The sequence below is a fragment of the Clostridium boliviensis genome (assembly GCF_033342255.1).
Classification (GTDB): Bacteria; Bacillota; Clostridia; order Lachnospirales; family Lachnospiraceae; genus Lacrimispora; species Lacrimispora boliviensis.
On record NZ_JAWONS010000329.1, the window covers coordinates 95312 to 117475 of the forward strand.

The following is a 22164-nucleotide window of genomic DNA, read 5'->3' on the forward strand; positions in this document are numbered from 1 at the left end:
CCCTCTCCGGATCGTTTTTTCAGCCGTCCCAGCCGTCCAGCGTTGAAAGAGCCTGCTCCACATCGATGTCACCTGACCTGAGTCCGTCAAAAAGGCTTAACATCTGTGAATCGCTTTGGTTATTTAACTGTACGGAAGATTGTTTTGCCATACTCTCATTCAGATAATTTGTTAATAACCGGACAGTTGGATAATTAAACAGATCCGTATTTCGCAGTGTGGCGGCGAGCGTTGAATTAAGCTTATGGACAATCTCAATGGCCAGGACTGAATCCACTCCCATATCATCAAAAGTATCCGATGAACACACTTCATCTTTGGTCAGCTTAAGAACATCACAAAGACAGGTGATGACCTGTTCTTCGATCAGTCTGGCATCAGGTACCGGAACAACCGGTGGCACAGCCGAGGATTCTTCGGCATTTTTATTTGGGACAGTGCCGCCAGTTACAACTATTTGCTGTCTCTCCGATTTTAAAATTCTTTCCAGCCCCATCATTCCCTCATCAACACCAATGGGTTTAATTCTGGCTGTCCGGAATAATAAGCTGAGCTTTTCATCTGCCGCCATCCCGGTTCCATCCCAATTGCCCCAGTTAATGACTTTTACCGGATAAGCTGCCAATTGCCCCAGATATTCTCCACAAGCATCCTGGAAGGTATTTGCCGCAGTGTAGGCGGCCCGTCCCGCTCTTCCGGTAAAAGAAGCTGCTGATGAAAAGAGCAATAAAAAGTCTGGTCTGCACGCTTGTAAGGCTTTGCCAAAATGAATCGATCCCTGCAACTTGGGTTTTAAAACATCAATCAGTTCCTGATCTGTTAATCCGGCAATAATTCTATCGTGCAGTACAGCTGCGGAGTGAATGGCACCATGAATTACACCGTATTTTGCAATCGTCTGGTTTACCGCCTGATCCATATCCTGCTGGGATGACGCATCTGCCTGCAGATAACTAACCGTGCCGCCTTTTTGTGAAATGTTTCTCAGTTTTTCTTCAATTGCCGGAGATACAGCCCTTCTTCCCAGAAGTACGAGTTTAGCATGGTAATGCCCGGCCAGATACATGGCAAGCTGATAACCGATCCCACCTGTGCCTCCTAAAATCAGATATACACCCTGTTCACGAAAACCGACCGGCTCCGCCTCAGTCAGCTGCAATGCAGCAACATTTCGTTCATACAGACAGCCATCTCTGACTGCTGCCGGATTCGGCCATCTTCCCACAGAAGTGGCTACTGCTTTTAATAAAACGGGCACATCCTGTTGTTCAAATCTCCAGGACTGAAATAATGACAGATCATAATACCTGATATCTGCCTGCGGATATTCCCGCCCGGCAACACCTGCAAAGCCAAAGACTGCTGCCGAACCAGGGTAACAGATATCCTGGCGGTTAACAATCCATGTACCGGCTGTCACAATGATCAATTTTACCGGTCTGTATATAACTTTCAGTCCATCCAGCATACCAACCAGATGCTTAAACAATAAAACTTCCTTTTCGGCAATACCGGACAGTGCTTCGGCATCATCGGTCTGTTGTGGTTTCTGCAGATTTCCGATCAGATAAATTTCTTTGGCAGATTTTATGTAAGGTTCTGCGCCAGCACTATTTACAGAGCTGAGACCGGCTGCATCTATTATTTTTTTACACCGCCCTCCCAACTTTCTTTGAAGCATTTCTGCCGCTTCTCTGGAATTTCCTGAAAAGATAATGATGGCTTCGGCTGATTGATCAGTACATACTTCCTGATCAGAAAAATCCACCGTATGCCACTCTGGTGATCCGTAATTTAAGGACCGGGCATCCGAATGGTCAGAGGGGCAGGCAGTAATCCAATAGTGGTCTTTTTCAAATGGATAGGTCGGCACCGGAACCCGCTCCGGATGCTGATCGCCATAAATCGTCTGGAAGGGAATGTTCATTCCGGTGCACCATATTTGTGCAATCTTGTCGTAATTTTTACTATTCCATTCTAATTTGAGCTCCTCCTCCGATACATTTATTACTTTCTCTCCTTCTTTTACTTCCCCATATAAAAAGCAGTCGGTCCAGGCTGCTTCATGATCTGTGAATCGTTTCAGGCTGTCAGCCAGCTGATCGATATTGCTGAAAATAATCGCCAGCCGATGGTTCAAATGCACTCTTTCAGCCGCAAATGTATAACAAATACCTGACAAAAACCGGGTATCACTGCTGCCATAACGCTTTATATAACTGCACAATATGTTGCTGTAGCGCTTCAGGGTTCTTAGATTTTTCGCTGAAAGCAGCATCAGATATTTATCTTGTGAGACCGCTTGTGCACACTCGTTCTCCTGGTACTCTTCTAAAATGACATGGGCATTGGTACCTCCCATCCCAAAGGAACTGATCCCTGCTCTGCGCGGAGTCTCACTGGTTTCCCACCGGCTGCTCTCCCGGGCAATGTAGAAAGGGCTGCCATCCAGGTTAATATACGGATTCAGCTGCTTAAATCCGGCGTTTCCGGGAATCACCTGATGCTTCATTGCCAGCACGACTTTCAGCAGACCGGCAATACCGGATGCAGCTTCCAGATGTCCGATATTCGTCTTTACAGACCCTAGTCCGCAGCTTTTTCTGGTGTGGTTTTCCTGTCCCCATTGTCGCTGCAGCTGATCAAACGCTTTCTTTAGAGCATTAATCTCAACCGGATCCCCTAATTTGGTTCCGGTACCGTGGCACTCAATATAGGAGATGGTTTCAGGATTGATCCCGGCTTTCTGATACGTTTCTGTAAGCAGCCTGATCTGCCCCTGTGGATTAGGCGCGGTAAGAGAGGATGAATGGCCGCCATGATTGACTCCGGTTTCCCGAATGATGGCATATATATGATCACCGTCCCGGCGTGCATCGGATAACTTCTTTAAAAGAACAGCCCCGGCCCCTTCGCCCCTGACGATACCATCAGCATCACAGTCAAATGTCCGGCACTTACCTGTTTTACTCAACACCCCTACTTTACCAAAACCGATCTGTGAAACCGGACTCAGGATTACATTGACTCCGCCTGCCACTGCCATCTCACATTCACCGCAGCGGATCGCCCGTACCGCATTATGGACTGCCACCAGGGAACTGGAGCAAGAGGTATTGATTGCTTCACAGGGTCCTTGAAAATCAAACAGATAAGAGATTCTGTTTGCTGTCATCGCATGTGATAAACCAGTCGCCGCCTGGGCTTTGATTCCGTCTTGGGACTGACTCACCAGCTGGCTGTAATCCGAGCCTGCGATGCCAAGGTATAAACCGGTTTTAAGATCTTTAAACCGATTCGGGTGATAGCCTGCATTTTCCAACAGCGACCAGACAACTTCCAGCATGATTCTTTGCTGCGGATCCATAAGCTCTGCTTCCCGCCTGGATATATTAAAAAATTTTGCATCAAAGGTATCTACATCATTTAAAAACGCCCCCCATTTACAATCTGTTTTCCCATCTTCATCCAGCGGATTCCCATAATACTCCTGCCAATCCCAGCGGTCTTTTGGAATTTCAGTAACCAGACTGTTTCCGGCCTGTAAATTATTCCAGAACTCTTCTAAGTCATCCGATCCCGGCATTCTCCCACTGATCCCGATAATTGCGATGCTCTGATTGCCCGGATCATCTGGTATCGTCTTAACCTCATTGACAGTCCTGACCGGTATATCATCTGCTATGCCTCCCATTGGGCAAAAGTAATCTTTTAACAGTTCTGACAGAGAATGGACCGTAAGCTCATCTGCCTCAAAAAACAACGCCGGCGTAATCTCTAAACCATACTTTCTGTTGATTAAATTTGCCAGCACGGTAAGGTTGATCGAGTCATATCCATATTCCCGTAAGTCTTTGTGTAAATCTACAACACCCGGAGAAATCTGCAGATGCTCTTCAATTACTGCAAGCAGTTTCTTATCAATCTGCCCGATATCTGCCTCTGCTTCTTCCGGACGGGGGGTGGTATGGTGTTGTTTTACCTCAGCTGCGCCTCCGGCAAATACCGCAACGTTTGTTTTACCGCTTTTTATGATGGTCTCCAGGGCCGAAATACCAGCTGCGCTTTCCAAAGGAATTGTTTTCGTTTGCTCAAGTAAACAGGAAAGCCGCTCATCTAATCTCATTCCGCCCTCTTTCCAAAGCGGCCAGTTAATTGAAATAGTTGTTAAAACGTGGCTCTGCCACTCCTGATCCCGGGATAACAGAGACAAATATTCATCCATAAAACGGTTTGCGTAAGCGTAATCACATTGACCCGCATTTCCGGTTACTGCCGCTATTGCAGAAAAACCAATAAATAAGTCTAATGGCTGATGTTTCAAAGCATTGACTAAATGAATGGTTCCCCTTATTTTGGGATTGATGATGGTACTGACTGAATCAATTTCTTTTTTAATAATATAACCATCATCAATAATCCCTGCTGCATGAATGACCCCATCAGGATTTCCATAATCGGCTTTTATCCGATCCAATAATTTGGAAACCTGTTCCTGGCTGTTTAAATCACAAGTTAAAAATACAGTATTTTTCTGCTGCTGGTCAAACGCGCGTATTTTTTGCCGCCTGGACTGATCAGGCTCTGTTCTTCCGCACAGAATAACAAAAGCATCATAGCTGCGTACCAGATATTCTGCAAAAATCAACCCCAGTCCGCCGCTACCGCCGGTAATCAGATAAATACCGTGCTCTTTAAAACCCTGGCGGATTGCCGGTACTGACCGGACAGGATTAAAATCTGCCGGCACTCTTTCACTGCGGCAGGAACTGTCATATCGGATTTCTGCTGTTCCGCCGCTTTGAAGTTCATCTAAAAGTACCGCTGTACCTGGATAATTTAAGCCTTCACTGCTCTGTTCGATTGTTTTAATCTGAATACCGGGAAGCTCTTTGATAACAGATTTTGCAAACGCCCCTGCTGCTCTGCACAACGCCTGAGTAACCGATTGTGATGTCTGATATAAAAACAGAATATTTGCCGGTTGGCGGAGCCTGGCAAGCGTCTTTACAAGAGTAAACAACGGATAAAACAAATCCCCCGGCTGGATTTCACAGTCTGTTTTGAAATAATCCGGCGGACATCGGTAGATGATATAAAATTTATCTGCCCGATCGGTTAGTTCATCTACCGTATTAACCTCTGCCAATCCGTTCCGCAACAAAGCAATTTCCGGGTAATCCCGGCTAATCTGCAACTCCAGACCGGTATCATCATCAAACAACATAATCTGGCTGATCTCATGATTATCAGATACAGAGGATAATGGCAGCGGCCGTTCGATCCATTGATAATACCTCAGCCCGCGACTGTCATTCAACGTGTCCGCTGACACCGGACTTTCATGGGGGGGACCATCTTTTCTACCGGTGGCCCGCACGGAAAGATTTTTAAGCTGCAGCAAAATGACACCGTCTTTATCCAGCAGCATTATGTCAAATTTCATTAGTTCCTTATCGTTTTTCGTTATTTTATTTTTTATTACATAACCGTAAACGGCCCGGTTATAATCCCCATAGCTGATTACTTTTTCAATCACATAAGGCAGATAATTGCATTGCTGCGCTTCTTTCGCTTCCAGACCGATTCCCAGTGTGGTTTGCAGCAAGCCGTCAACCAGTACTGGATGAAGTTTAAATTCAGGGTCCAAAGGAAAAATCTCTTCGTTGAACCGGGAAAGTGCTTCGTCCTGATCATAGCAAATTTCATTCAGGGAACAGAACGTCCCGCTGTATTCCACTCCAATAGTCTGATAAAGGTGATAGATCTGATCTCTCTTTAAGTTTTTTCCGCATTTATTGATCACTTCTGAAACGTTGACCGGAACCATCTTTTGCTGTCCGGCTGGTGATGCCTCTTCAATCAGATAGCCTTGTGAATGAATCTGCGGGTTGCCGTTATCATTGTTGGCATTAATCTGAAATAGAATGCGGGTTTGTTGTCTGCACAGCTTAATCTGTATGGTCACTGGTGCTTTACCCACGATTAGAGGCGCTGCAAAAACAATATTCTGAATACTCAGATGTTCAGAACTGCTGAATCGTTCTCCTGCCCGGATTGCCAGCTCCAAAAAGGCAACTGCCGGAAATACTTTATTCCCATCAATTACATGTTCTCTTAAATAAAATTCGCTGCCATCGACAACGAGCTGATAAATCTGTTCTGTTTCATCCGCCGTAACCATTGATTTCTTCATATGGCAGTTGATCGCGCCGCTGCCCCGCCCGGCGTTTTTTCTGTCCGCCCAGCACCGCTGCGGGTCGAATGGATAAGCAGGCAGTTCTACCGTTCTGGTGCGGTGCTGCCGGAAAAAATTATTCAGATCCAGATCACCGCCAGCCGTATAATGACGAGCCAGCCGGTCAAATATCTTCCTGACCGGTTCATCCTCAGACGACTCGTTCAATTGGGTAATCAGTTGACTGATCTCCGTTCGTATACCGGTGCTGTCTACGTTCTGAACTGCATTACTCCCGAAATAACATGGCCATTCCTCAGGACGACCGCTGCTGACAGCCTCCAGGCACTGTACCAAAGACGCGGTGGTATCAACGACAGCTGCAAAGCGGAAATTGTAATGACTCCGCCCTTCTGACAAGGTATAACTGATATCCGCTAACGACAGTCCTGGATTACTTAACAAATACTGTTTTAAATCCGAAATCCTGGCTGCCAGAGCAGATTTACTTTTCGCAGACAGCATTATCAGGCAATAAGGCAGTGAATATATATTTTTATCGGGCTCAGGAGGTTCCTCCAGGATGATATGGCAGTTGGTTCCGCTTAATCCAAACCCGCTGACAGCCGCTCTTCGTTTGTCAGTAAGGACAGGCTCCCATCCGGTTAACCGGGTATTTACATAGAACGGACTGTTTTCAAAATCAATATGTTCATTTGGGGTGTAATAATTGAGAGAAGGCACAAGCTGCCGATGGCGCATTGACAGCAGCACTTTGATAACTGCACTGATTCCGGCAGCAGCAGCACCATGACCAATGTTTGTTTTGACTGAGCCAATACCACAAAACTGTTTCCTGCTGGTGTACTGTCCAAAAGCCTGAGAAAGCGCATGAACCTCAATCGGGTCTCCCAGTTTGGTCCCTGTTCCATGTGCTTCCACATAAGAGATGGTATCAGGATTAATCCCGGTCTGTCTGTAAAGCTCCAGTTCCAGCTCCCGCTGTGATGCTGCACTTGGCGCAGTAATTCCATTTGTCATACCGTCCTGGTTCACACAGCTTCCTTTAATAATGCCCAGAATGTTATCCCTGTCTTCCACCGCCCTGCCAAGTCTTTTTAAAACCACCGCTCCGGCTCCTTCTCCGGGCACATAACCATCTGCCTGGTTGTCAAAAGTCCGGCATTTGCCGGTCGGCGATAACGCACCCGACTTGCTGGTCAGCAAGAATCTTTTAGGCCCGATCTGAAGCATGACACCACCGGCCAGCGCAAGGTCGATTTCCTGATTCAACAGTGCTTTGCAAGCCAGATGGATTGCCACATGAGAGGAGGAACATGCCGTATCAATCGCCATGGCCGGTCCCCTCAGATTCAAAAAATAAGAAATCCGTGATGCAAGGATCGCGTTGGAACTGCCCAGCATTGCATGTCCCAGATCATCATCATAATCAGTACCTTCAAGCAGTTTTCCGTATTCATTATAATTTACGACACCAACATAAACTCCGCACTTACTGCCGTCCAGCCTTTCCCTGGCATAACCGGCATCTTCCAGCGCCCTGTAACACTCCTCCAGGAATATCCGCTGTTGTGGATCAATAACCTGTGCTTCTGTTGGTGATATCCGGAAAAATAACGGATCAAATTTGTCGATGCCGCTGATAAAACCGCCCCAGCGGCAATTTGTTTTGCCGTTTTTTTGTGGATCCTCATCGTAAAATTCACGGATATCCCAGCGGTCTTTGGGAATTTCACAGATACCATCGCCTCCCGCTTTCAGCATCGACCAGAACTGATCAGTATTTTCGGCACCAGGAAAACGGCCGGACATCCCGATCACAGCGATATCGTCATCCCCGATGTCTGCAGCCATAACGTTTTGAACAGGCACGGTGCCATTGCACTGTACCAGATAATATGACAGTTTATTGACGGTAGGATATTCATAAATCAAATCCGCTTTATATTGGGTATTTAATTTACCACTTATTTTTTTTGCCAGTTCTACCGAAGCGATGGAATCCAGGCCGTACTCATTCATGGGGATTTCCGGATCAATTTCGTCAACAGACAGATGCAGGATTTCGGATATCAGCTCTTTAATCATTCCCGTCATTCCAGGCACCTCCATACTAACTTCCGCCGGTCTGATTTTTCCGGCTGGAATTGCTGCAGTCCCGTAAGAGTTACCGGATTCCGGATCATGGTGGAGACGCAGCCGGATCCTTTCCGGCTCTTTATCCTGACACTGTTCTTCTGCTTTTTCCGGTATGACCTGATGTTCTTTTAACGGAAGCCAGAATTCCTTTTTTTCAAACGGGTAGACAGGAAGAGAAATTTTAAATGGACGATGTGCGTCATACAGGGCATACCAGTCCACTGCGTCCGCCTCCAGCCAATGGAGTGCCAGTTCTTCTGCTTTAGAATCTTCCGGAACCGAGCCGCCCTTAATCGGCTTATGATATTGCTGACTACCGGACAGCACCTGCTCCAGAAGCGCCGGCAATTCCATTATCTCCCGGACAATAAATACCGCACGAACCGGCATTGGTTCCCGCCCGGTCTGGAATGTATAAGCAAGATCATTTAAATTGACCGGAGCTGCAGAGGCAGTATTTAAAAAATCTTTTAATGCTTTCAGATAACACTTTAAGCTATCTTCACTCTTTGCCGAAACAGGAATTGCCTGGGCAGGAAGAGCAAACTCCGGCTCCCTGTTTTTCTTATATTCCCTGATTACAAGATGAGCATTTGACCCACCAAAGCCAAATGAACTGACTCCGGCAACCCTGGACAGCTCTTCCCCGTGTTCATTGACACCGGTATCCCAGGAGGCTTCCGATTCAACAATAAAAAACGGCGTGTCCTTCAGGCAGATCATCGGATTTAACTTCTGATAATGCTTCAGCCCGGGAAGCCGTCTGTGCTGCATGGCAAGCAGGACTTTAATAAGCCCGGCAATCCCGGAAGCGCCTTCCAGATGCCCGATATTGGCTTTCACAGATCCAAGGCCGCAGACGTGTTGTTTGGAAAGCGGCATATTTTCCCTTTTATAAAGGGCTTCAAATGCTTTCTTTAAGCCGTTGATTTCCACCGGGTCACCCAGCCTGGTTCCGGTTCCATGAGTTTCAATATAGCTCACAGACGAAGGAGCTATACCCGCGTTTTCATACGCCTGTTCCACAAGCTTTGCCTGCGCCAGCGCATTGGGAGCTGTCAGTGAATTGGCCCTGCCCCCATGATTCATTGCTGTGCCCTCGATAATTCCATAGATGTGATCGTGGTCCCGGACTGCATCTGTCAGCGGTTTTAAGATCACCACACCGCAACCTTCGCCTCTTGTATAACCATTGGCTTTTTCATCAAATGGCCTGCATTTTCCATCCGAGTTGAGCATTCCCGCCGCCCCAAAGGCCTGAAATGAAGAAGAGGAAAGGAGCAGGTTAATGCCTCCCGCAACAGCAATGCGGCAACGTTTTGCCCTTATATTGTCCACTGCATGACAGATAGCAGTTAACGCACTGGAACAGGCGGTATCAACGGTTACACTGGGTCCATGAAAATTGAATAAATAGGAAATCCGGTTGGCTAACAGAGAAGATGACATGCCGGTTGCTGCGTAAGGATCAACTTCGGTCCGGTTTTCTTTCCATAGTTCAAAATATTCAACAGATGCGGCACCAATAAATACACCGGTGTCTGAATCAGAGAACTTTGGAACAGCATACCCGGCATCCTCAAAAGCATGCCAGATCTCCTCCAGTAAAATGCGCTGCTGCGGGTCCATATATTTGGCCTCCCGTGGTGAAATTCCAAAGAATTTATTGTCAAACATGGCCACATCTTCAATAAAACCAGCCTGAATCTGCTCAGGGTCCAGTTCAGAGAAAGCACCTTTCCTTAACCGTTCTGCAGGTATTCTTCTGATCAGTTCTTTATCCCCAATCAGATTCGTCCAGAATTCCTGGGCATTTCCAGATCCCGGCATCACACAACTGATGCCGATAATAGCGATTTTCTCTTCCCCCATACTTGGTTGATCCGAACTTTTCCCTTCCTTCACCGTTTTTTGCCTAGGCAGGCTTATGACTTGTTCAGTCTGCTCAGCGGATAGCCGGTAATATTGTGCGATTGCAGCATGCTGCTCTTTGTACAGATATGTAACCAGACACTCAAGGGTAGGTTCCTCCAATTCGTAAAATACCGCCGGAGTGTATTCAAAATTATAAACTGCATTGATCTCATTAATAAACCTGGTCTGAGTTACCGAGTCAAAACCATAATCCTGCATATCGTCGGTAAAATCGATCTGATTCTTCTCTATTTTTAACAGGTTATGAATCACATCGCTGATTTGATCTTTCATTTTATTAATAAGTTCCTGTTCGGGCAGATCAGGTGACACCTTGTCAGGTGCTGGTCCGGGAACAGGCACTGCCTCCTGATCCGCAAACCTTTTTGCTGCTAATTGCTTTATTTTTCCAATGTCTCCGTCAAAAACCACCAGCTGTTTCAGGTTACTGCTGAGTGCGGTTATAAATACATTGAGACATTTAGAATGAGAAAGGGGGATGATCCCAGCTGTCTTCTCAAGTAAAGCTTTTGTTTCTTTTCCAACATCCATCCTTCCGCCAGCCAGCAGAGGCCAATTTACTGAGATGGTTTTGCCGCAGCACAATCCTTTGACGGATTTAACCTCACGTAATTCCGTATAAAAGTCCATAAAGCTATTGGCGTAGGCGTAATCGCTTTGTCCGATGTTCCCTAAAACAGCTGTCGATGAAGAGGCAAACATGACAAAGTCCAGCGGCAGACGTTCAGACGCCTGATCCAGCAGCATAGTTCCTTTCACTTTTGGTCCTATGACCTGCTTAAATTGTTCTAAACTTTTATCAGGAAAAAGGGAATCTTTCAGGATACCGGCACAGTGAATGATTCCATTTAACCGGCCTAAGAGGTCAGCAGTTTTCTCCATCATGTTGTCAACGGCAGCCTTTACTGTTATATCTGTCTTCAGATGATGGATTGTCTGACCCGTTTTCTGAAGTTTTCTGATCATCTCCTGCTGTTCAGGACCCGGATCTGACCGGGATACCAGGATAATATCAGCCTGATAATTGTTAATCAGAAATTCAGCAATACTCATTCCAAGCGAACCGATTCCTCCGGTGATCAGATAAGCTCCGCCATTTTTCAGAAGAGATGGCTGGATGTCATTGGCGCAATCATATTCAGCCAGTTTTTTCACATACCGTTTGTCATTCTGGTATAGGATTGTATCTGCTCCGGTAAATCTGGCGGCGCTTTCGCAGCAGACTGCAGCAAAGAAATCGGCCCCGGAATTTTCTTTACAGCCTATTGTTTTTCCTTTGAATTTTAAAAATTCTAATTGCAGCGATTTTAAAAAAGCTGACACTGCTGTAAAAGCAGGCTGTGGCTTTCCATCCGTAGGATAAACATATAAAAAATTAACATCACCATTTCTGCGGCATGTCAGAAAAGCTTTTACCGTCATAAAAACAGAATATATTCCACTTTCCAGCTCTTGACCAGAACCAGGCGCCGATGCCGAATGGATAATCAGATCAGGTATCAGCCCATCATTTTGTAAATGGATAAATAACTGCTGATAATCTTCCTGCTGATTCAGATTAATCCGGTATTGACGTGGTCCATATTCTTCAAAACCACCTCCCGGAGTTACAGAAATAACGGTATTATCTTCATCCTGACCGCCCCTTTCTCTCAATTTGGCGGCCAGTTCTTCTGTTTGGGAAATTACCAGCACGATTCCCTGAACAAGCTGGTCTGCTGGTGGATCTTTTGTCTCTGTCCAGTTATAACTAAAACTGGCGGCTGGCTTAGCTGCTTCAATTTCAGCCAGTGCGCAGCCTGGAGAAGCTTTAATCAGCCGGTACCCGTCCCGGGCACTAAGTTCCTTATTTTTTACTTTCTCTAAAATATCAGACAGCGTTAATTGCTTATCCATTATACTCTTCCTCCATAAACTGCTTAGCCTGATTCAAACTGATTTCCTCATTGGCAAGACGATTAAGGATACTGATCAGCGGTTCATCCGTAAGTTCGTCAACCGGCTTCAAAGCGGTATCTTCCGTGAGTGGTGCAAGCCAGTATTTTTGTTTAAGGAAAGGATAAACAGGGGCTTCAATTTTATGCGGAGTTTCATTCTGATATAGAAGTTTCCAATTGATTTCAGCTCCCTGTGCCCATAATTGCAGCAATCCCTGATAGTCATGGCTGATCATGAATCTTTCTATCATTTCCTCAATTTCCTGGATATTAAAATCACTATTTTTATTCTTTTTTCGGTTCCCGTGGCAGATTCCCTCCGGCAAAGTTTCCGGTGCCAGCAAATACGAAGATAACAACCTACTTACATCAGCAGCTGTCTCAGCTGCAAAGCCCAGCCGTTCATCCATCGCTTCTCTTCCCGTTTGCATGGTATAGATAAAGTCGTAAAAATTAACGTCCGGATGCTTTTTTAAATAAGCAATTGTACTTGCAGCGTACTCCTTCAGCCGTTGCTGATTCTTCGCTGATAAAATGAAAATTCCGTTTTCCGTTCCACTTCTTTTTGGGGGCTGGCTGCCAGAATATTCCTCAATGATCATATGGGCATTTGAACCTCCGGCACCAAATGAACTTATTCCCGCTCTTCTTGGTACATAATCCGGCTCCCATGGCGACAGCGTCTGCTGCAGATAAAGGGGGGTAGAACTAAAATCAATCTTTTGATTGACTGGATTACTATTGATTGACGGTACCAGTTTTTTATATTTCATCTGCAATAATATTTTTGTCAAACCTGCAATTCCGGCCGCCCCCTCCAAATGCCCGATATTGGATTTGACCGATCCTACTGCACAACTCCCCGGCTTTCCTTTTTTTCGTCCAAAAGCCTTTAACAGACCTGCTATTTCAATGGGATCCCCTAAAGCAGTTCCGGTTCCATGAGCTTCAATGTAGCTGATGGTGGACGGCTCACACCCTGACTGTTCAACTGCCTGGGCAATTACCTCCGCCTGCTTTCCTGCATTCGGCACGGTATAGCCGTTCGTTTTACCGCCGTGATTAACAGCACTGGATTTTATAATTCCATAAATGTTGTCTCCGTCCCCGATTGCTTTATCAAGAGGTTTTAACAGAACTGCTCCCACTCCTTCACCTGGGACATAACCATCCCCGCCTTCTCCAAAGCTGCGGCATCTGCCGTCAGTTGATAAAAACTCACCCTGACTTAACTGGAGATATTTATTGGGATGAAGATTTAAATTCACCCCTCCGGCCAGGGCCGCTTCACACTCTCCCGACCGGATACTCTGACAGGCGAGATGAATGGCCGTTAATGAAGAGGAGCACATGGTGTCGACGGCAATGCTCGGCCCGGTAAAATTAAGCAGGTAAGAAACTCTATTGGCAATGGATGAATAGGAAGAGGAGACTGCCTGTTTCATCCTGCCCGACCACTTCTCAGCATTTAACAACTGATACTCGCCATAGCTTACGCCCACAAAAACACCGGTCTTCAGACTGGACAGCTGATTTCTGGTATAACCGGCATTTTCAATGGTGTGCCAGGCAGTTTTAAGAAACAGCCGTTCCTGTGGGTCGGTGAGTTCTGCATCTTTTGGTGAGATCTGGAAAAAGGACGGATCAAAATCTCCGACGCCGTTAATAAAACCTCCCCACTTACTATAATATTTTCCTTCCCTCCCTTTTTGGGGATCAAAATAAATACTATTATCCCACCGGTCCGGCGGTATTTCACTGATACAGTCTTTGCCTGCCGCCAGATTATCCCAGAATTCATCCAGATTCTCTGCCATCGGGTAAGTTCCGGCTATACCGATTATTGCGATCTCTTTCTCTTCTTTTGACAGGCGATGGCAGATGGGAATGCTGTTTTCTACAGCCTGATCAGGCATACCTGAGAAAAGCTGCTGCTTTGGAGGCTGATCCTCCATATTGAGTAATCCCTTCAGTTGAGAACTATAATTTTCTGCCAGATAGAAAGACAGCGCCTCTAAATTTTCATATTCGTATAAGAGTGTGACTGGTATTTTCCCCAATACTTTCGCCATTTTTTCTGTCATTTCAACAATCATCAGCGAATTTAATCCGTAACTTTCAAAGGACATGTCTTCTTTCATCCGCTCTGCCGGAGTTTTGGTTATAGCCGATAAAATATCTTTTAAGTATTTCATTGCCTGTTTCTGCAGTCGTCCCAAATCAGGCTCCAGTACTTCTAAAACCGGACCATTATCCCTATTATTTAGTGGTTGATTGTTATCGGCCTTGAGCATGCCTTCCAGCTTGTCATGATCTCCCCAGACCAGCCCGATATTACAGTCTCTGCTGTTGAGCGCATGCACAAAAAATGCTTTTCCGCTTTCACTGTCCAGCGGATCTATTCCGGTTTTATTTCGGACCATCTGAAGTTCCCGGTCAGAAATTTTCATTCCCCCGTCTTTCCACAACGGCCACTGAACAGACAGACTTTTGCCACTGCGCCCTAAAGCTTCTCTCAGATATGCGAAGGAATCCATAAAGCGATTAGCATATGCATAATCACTCTGTCCGGGATTACCCCAGATACCGGCAGTTGACGAAAACATGACAAAGAAATCCAGCTCATCCTGTCGTGTTGCCTGATCTAACCATATCGTTCCGTTTATTTTAGCTGCGAAGACAGTCTCCGCATCAGAAAAATCTTTCTTTAATATATAAGAATCCCGGTTGCAGCCGGCACAATGCAGGATACCGTTGATTTTTCCAAATTTAACACGGATCTGCCTGATCAGATCAAAGACCTGCTCTTTTCGTGACAGGTCTGCCTTAATATAGGTAACCGAGCTGTCAGGATCTTTTTTCATCGTATCCAGTTTTTTTAAGTCAGCCTGGATTAAATCTGCACGCCCGGATAAAATCAGATGAAGCGGTTTTTGACTCACAAACCACTGCCCAAATATCCGGCCCAGTCCACCTAATCCACCGGTAATCAGATAAACCCCCTGCTCTTTCAGATCTTCAAAGTCAAACCCGTTCTGGTCAAAATCATAAAAGGTCAGTTTTTTTACATATCGCTGCCCGTTTTTGTATTGAATTTCATCACCGCAGCCATGATCGGCAGATATTTCCCGGATAAGCTGCAGACCAGAATTAGTTCCATGCTCGGTAATGACGGAAATTAACGCAATATCGGGATGTTCTTGTTTCAATGTTTTTGCAAAACCCGATATTGCTTCATGAAACGGTGAAATTTCAGAATTCGTTTCATAATGATAAATAATTTTTATTTGATGTTTTTTCCTGGCCTGCATTAATATCTGGGTCAATTGTAAAAGCAGGAAGAAACTATTATTTAAAATATCCGATATACCTGTTTCCGATTGTGGTAAATCAAATGATCTGGCATTAATTACAATATAATCCGGCAGGGTCTCCGATTGTTTAAGCCAACTAAAAAAATCATCCGGCCGGGAATCCATAAACGTTACATCGTTATTCGCCGATAATATCTTTTGTGTCATTTCATCAGCAAATCCAAAATAACCGATTTTTCTGCCAGTCAGCGGCGCTTCATCCAGCACTTCACCTATATCTTTTTGCCAGAAATTTTTAAACACAATCCCTCTCTTTAATTGGGGTTCAACTGCAGTACTGGCGGATTCCTGTGGTTCGTCGGCAGTAATCCAGCAACGTTCCCGTTCAAACGGACACGCCGGTAGTGGAATGACATGCGGTGTATGAAGGCCGTATAATTCTTCCCAGCGAATTTTCCCCCCTGCCGCCCATTGGGCCGCTAAACAGTCCAAGTCAGCATTGTTCTCCAGGGAACAGGCCAAAACAGCAGAAGCGGCTTTTCGTTTGATCACCCCATCACTCTGATAAAATCCGGGTATTTTTTTCTTTCCCTCACAATATTGTTTTAACTTATCGCATACTTCGTCAATGTTATTTGCAGTGAATGAAATTCTCTCTGCCAATTCATTCCTGCCGGTCTGCAGTGTATATGCCAGAGAATCAAGACTTACTGCCAATGTTCTTTTCTGATCATCAGCATTACCAAATATCTTCCTCATAATCTGTCTGATGGTTTTTTGCCGGAGCAGAACTTCCAGCGTCACATCCACACCTGATTTTGCCGCTGCTTTAGCGGCAATTTCCGACAGTTCCGTCAACTCCAGCCCGTATTCACTCAAATCCTCATCGTAATCCGGCGTTTCATCAATACCAAGCGTTTCCCCGATGATTTCTGCCAGCATGCTGGTAAACTGCTGCCGGCTGTTTTGCTCAGTTTCTTTTGTTAAATAAGTGAGCAGCCGGCCGGCATAACGCTTTAATACATTCTCATTGTCGGCAGACAATACCACTACATTCGGATGCTCTGACAAAGACATGGCGTTTTGCTGCTCCGGGTATTCCTGCAGAATCATATGCGCATTCGATCCACCGGCACCAAAGGAACTAATAGCCGCAGCCCTTAACGGCGATTTCAAAGAATTCCAGTTTTGATATTTTTTCTGTACATAAAATGGCGTCTGCGAAAAACTGATATCAGGATTTTCAACTTCTGCGTATAGGGACGGCACCAGCTTTTTATGCTGAAACTGCAGCAATATCTTAGTCACCCCGGCAATTCCGGCTGCCGCTTCCAAGTGCCCGATATTTGATTTGACCGATCCGATGGCACAAAACTGCCGCTGACCCGTGTATTTGCGATAGGCATTTGTAAGTCCGGCCACTTCGATGGGATCACCCAGTGAGGTACCAGTCGCATGAGCCTCCACATATCCGATCGATTCAGGATCAATTCGACTCTCTTTCATTACCTGCTCAATCAGATCACTTTGTGCCGCCGGATTGGGAACGGTATAACCGCTTGTCCGTCCGCCGTGTCCGATGGCACTTCCCTTGATTACACCATAGATATAATCCTTATTTTCAACTGCATCCTTTAACCGTTTGAGCACGATTACTCCTACCCCTTCTCCCGGTACGGTACCGTCACTGCCAGCACCAAAGCTTCTGGTTTTTCCAGTCGGTGAAAGAATTCTCGCCTGTGACATCTGGATAAATTTTGATGGATGCAGGTATAAATTTACACCTCCTGCCAGAGCTGCATCACAGCTTCCTTTCTTTAAGCTCTCACAGGCTAAATGCACTGCTGTCAGGGAAGAAGAACAGGCCGTATCAACCGGCATGCTGGGACCCTGGAAATCCATCAGATAAGATACCCGGTTGGCAACCGACCAGGCCGAGGAATCGGGCCACAGCTTTTCGTCAGCCGTATCTTTACCCAGGTACTGATAAGTATGAGACGTTACCCCGGCAAAAACTCCCACACGGCGTTTTAATTGTTTTAAGCGCTGTCCGCTGCATCCAGCATTGACAAGCGCTTCCCAGGCAGTTTCTAAAAATAATCGTTCCTGGGGATCCATCTGTTCTGCTTCACGGTGAGAAAGCCGGAAAAAAAGAGGATCAAACTGATCCACTCCCTTTAAAAAACCTCCCCATTTTGAGTAAATTTTTCCTTCCCCGGAAAGAGTTGGATCAGGATCATAATAACGTGTATGATCCCAGCGGGTAAGCGGTATCTCTTCAATACAGTCGCTGCCGTTCTTTAGGTTATTCCAGAATTCATCCAGATCATCTGCCTGAGGATACCTTCCGGCCATGCCGATTACGGCAATATCATTGTCCTCCGCCACCCCCCTGTCATGATCACTTACCTGCGGGACATGATGCTGATACTGTTTGATCAGATAATCCTTTAAATCAGATAACGTGAAATGTTCAAACAGCAGCGTTGCCGGAAGCGGTCCGAAATCCTTTTCCAGGCAGCTGATAATCTCTTTGCTGACTAACGAATGGATGCCATGATTATCAAAAGGTTCATGAATATCAATCTTCTCCATGTCAAATCCAGTTACCTTCTGAAACGTATCCTTTAAATAAGAAAGCAGCTGATCCTCCTTATCTTCCTGAGGCTGCTGCGGTAAAAAAGATGTATCTTCTGATTTACCATCATACTCTGTTACCACCACATGTGCATTGGTACCGCTGAAGCCGAATGAACTCACCCCGGCGATTCTTGGCTGGCCTGCCTGTGTCTGCCAGTCCTGGCAGCAGGTATTGACATAGAAAGGCGACTCTTCAAAATTAATAAATTCATTGGGCTGTTCAAAATGCAGCGAAGGAACCAGCTTTTTATGGTAAATGCAGAGAATCGTCTTTATCAGCCCGGCCATCCCCGCTGACGTCAGGCTATGGCCAATATTTGTTTTAACTGAGCCGATCGCACAGCTTTTTGTGCCTTTTCTCTGGCTATGAAATACTTCCGCCAATGCATTAATTTCAATCGGATCACCCAGCCTGGTCCCGGTTCCGTGGGCTTCTATATATCCGACTTGCTGCGGATCCAAACCGATCCTCTGATATAATCCTGAAATCAAATCATACTGTGCCTTACCGTTTGGCGCAGTGATACCATTTGTCTGTCCATCCTGATTAACGGCAGTTCCTTTTATCACACCATAAATATGATCACCGTCTTTCACCGCCCGCTCCAATGATTTAATGATAATTACTCCTGCTCCTTCACTCGGCACAAAACCATTGGCATTTTGATCAAAAGCACGCAGTTTCCCATCAGCAGACAGCATCCCCGCATGTTCTGTCATCACATGCATAGCCTGAGTCGACAGAATACAGACTCCGCCGATAATGGCAGCCGTACTTTCACCTGTATGAATGCTGTTGACAGCCTGGTGCAGTGCGGTCAATGAAGAGGAACAGGCGGTATCAATTGTCAGACAGGGACCATGCAGATCATAAAAATAAGAGATTCTGCCGGCTGTGACCGCATTACTTTCTCCAAGCATAGTAAAAGCGTCTAATTCATGACTGGGCCGATATCTGTTAAAATCACCGCTGCCTGCACCGATAAAAACGCCCCAGTTGCTGCCGGAAATATCTGATGCCGTATATCCGGCATGATCCAATGCATGCCTGGTCTGTTCCAGTATGAACTTTTGCTGGGGATCCATTTTGTCTGATTCAGATTTAGGAATGCCGAAGTATTGTACGTCAAAATTATTCGGATCTGCCAGGAATCCGCCCCACTGATACAAAGACCGGTCGCTGCCATGCTGCCAGCCGGGACGGTTATCCGGTATTTTCGTTATGCTGTCTCTGCCCTGCATCAGGTTTTGCCAGAATTCTTCCAGATTTTCTGCTCCCGGAAAGCAGCATGACATTCCGATTACAGCAACCGCCTCATCACTCTTACCATGGTTTCCAGAGCATTTTTCTACAGAATCGGAGAACCGGCTGATATTTTCCTGGTTTCCAATATGAACTGGTTCACCCGCCAGATGACCGGTCAGCTTTTCCACCGTAGGATAATTGAAAATGGCCACCGGATTAACGTAAATCCCCAGTTTCCGATCCAGATGCTCTGCAAATTCAGTTGCTAAAACAGAGTTCAGTCCCAAATCCCGAAACTTTTTCCGGTGTGATATCTGCCCGGAGTCCACCTCCAGCAAATCGGCTAAGGTATTTACAATTATTTCTTCTAATTTATCAGACTGCGGCTCTGTTGATACGACAGATTCTTGTCTTACATTTTCTGACTTTGGGACAGCAAGGGGAATTTCCTTAGTCTCCACTTCCAGCCAGTACCTCTTTCTGCAAAACGGACTGGACGGCAATGAGATCTTATACGGCTGTCTGGTGTAGAGTGCAGTCCAATCAACCTTTGCACCTCCGGTCCATAGTTCCATAATTTTTATATAGTCTTTCTCTCTTACAGCAATTGCCGCGGCCTGATCCAGTGAATCTGCCGGCTGTTCTCCCTCCTCCTCCGGTATCTGTCCCGTGCACCACCCTGCTCCGCCAGCTTCCGTCTCACTTAAAAAAGCCTTAAGGTGACGTTTCAGCTCCTGTTCATCACTGCATAACATTGCCAGTCGGGATTCCATCGCCTCTCTGCCAATCTGCAACGTGTAAGCCAGACCTTCAATATCCGTACATTTAGGTAAAAAGCTTAACAATCCGGCGGCCTGCTGCTTTAAACATTCCTTACTGTGTCCCGATAGAATGACGAGCATTTGACGATCCTTGGCACCGGTTTCAGGCGTACTGTATTCCCCACCGCTGCGCCTGGATACTGGTTCATATTCTTCAAGTAACAGGCATGCATTTGCGCCGCCTGCTCCAAACGAATTAATCATTGCCCTGAGCGGAACATTTACAGCTGTTTTCTGCCATTTTTCAGCTTGTTTCGCAAAGAAAAAAGGGGAGTTTTCCGCTGTGATTTTATCGTATGCCCCTTCTGTATTAATTACCGGTACTAAAGTTTTATGTTTTAACTGCAGCAGTACTTTGGTCAACTGAGAAATACCGGAGGCTGCTTCTAAATGCCCTGTATTTGCCTTAACACATCCCACCGCACAAGTCTTCTGTTTATTCCGGAAAACCTCAAGCAGGGTATCTAATTCTTGTTTATCGGCTTCCGGCAGACCAACGGTAGAAGTTTCAATATAGCTTATTGTTTCAGGCAGAACATGTGCCTTCTTAAGCGTCTGTTCCATTAACTCCTGCTGTGCCGTTCCATTGGGCACGGTAAAACCATCTGTCGTTCCGCCATGGTTGATGGAGCTGGATTTGATAATTCCATAAATATGGTCCTGATCCCGGATGGCCGTTTCAAGGGGCTTTAATAGCACAGTGCCAACCCCTTCTCCTGGAACGTAGCCATTGCCGTTCCCCCATGTACAGCTGCGTTCCTCCCCTGAAAGCATTTGAAATTGTTTCAATGCAATATATTTTTGCGGATGCAGGCTCAAATTAACTCCGCCAGCGACGGCCGCACTGCATTCTCCCCGCCTGATGCTTTCACAGGCCATATGAATGGCCGTCATAGAAGAAGAGCATGCCGTGTCAACCGCGACGCTGGGACCCTGAAAATTAAAAAAGTGAGAACAGCGGTTAACCAGTGACCAGTATGAATCCGTAAAAAGCTGGTTGGCACAGCGGGCTCTGTTAAGCAGATGGTAATGCTGGTAGATACATCCCACAAAGAGCCCGGTACGACCGTTCTTTTTTAAACCCTCTCTGGTATTCCCGGAGTCTTCAAGAGTCTCCCAGATTGTTTCCAGCAGCAGACGGATCTGGGGATCCATCTGCACTGCTTCACGCGGTGAAATATGAAAAAAAAGCGGATCGAACTGATCGATGTTTTTAATAAAACCGCCCCATTTGCTGCCGGATTCCGCCTCATATTCTTTCCAGTCCCATCGTTCCGGGGGGATTTCACTGATCAGGCTGTCTCCTTGCAGCAGATGATTCCAAAAAGAATCTAAGTGTTCCGATTGGGGATACCTGCCGCTGATTCCTACCACCGCAATATCCTGGCTTGTTTCTAAATGTTCTTCTCTAAATATATGGTTTTTTTTTAAAACCACCTTTTTTTCAATAAATTTGTCCGCTGCCTGAGGCTCCGGATAAGTTTCATTCCGTCCCGACAAATAATCAGCTAAATCCGACAAATTCGAAAACCGCATCAAAATGTCATCTGGTACAGATCCAAAGATTTTCGTAATTGCTTCCATCACTTTAGACCACTCCGGACTGTTCTGACCTTTTTCTTTCAACTGTTGAAAATAACCATCATCCGACAGAGCCTTAAGCGGCTCAGCGGAATCTGAAGAAATGCTGTGATTTATCTGGCTTTCGATGAATTTAACCAGCTTATTGATGGTCGGATATTCATAAATGACGTTTTTTTCCAGATGACAGCCAAAAAAGCGGTTGAGCCGAACGATTAATTCCACTCCAATGATCGAATCCATTCCCAGCTCCGGAAGCCGTTTATCATTGTTAATGTCCTGCTCATTCATGCATAATACTTCGGCCGCACTCTGCCTGGTTTTTTGATATATTTCCTGATAAGAATACATG

The 22164-nt window shown here is 45.8% G+C and carries 2 protein-coding genes; both read right to left on the reverse strand.

Annotated features, from left to right (window positions below; translation table 11 throughout):
- Window positions 1–19: 19 nt before the first annotated feature.
- Window positions 20–12169, reverse strand: a complete 12150-nt coding sequence (locus tag RZO55_RS24240; protein ID WP_318066820.1) for an SDR family NAD(P)-dependent oxidoreductase — start codon at window positions 12167–12169, stop codon at window positions 20–22.
- Complete coding sequence (locus RZO55_RS24245) at window positions 12162–22163, reverse strand: SDR family NAD(P)-dependent oxidoreductase (RefSeq protein ID WP_318066821.1); 10002 nt, start codon at window positions 22161–22163, stop codon at window positions 12162–12164. The genes RZO55_RS24240 and RZO55_RS24245 overlap by 8 nt, the downstream gene beginning before the upstream one ends.
- Window position 22164: the final 1 nt, after the last annotated feature.

Coding starts and splice junctions, on each gene's coding strand:
- RZO55_RS24240 (WP_318066820.1), bottom strand. CDS start 12,169: ATGGATAAGCAATTAACGCTGTCTGATATTTTAGAGAAAGTAAAAAAT.
- RZO55_RS24245 (WP_318066821.1), bottom strand. CDS start 22,163: ATGTATTCTTATCAGGAAATATATCAAAAAACCAGGCAGAGTGCGGCC.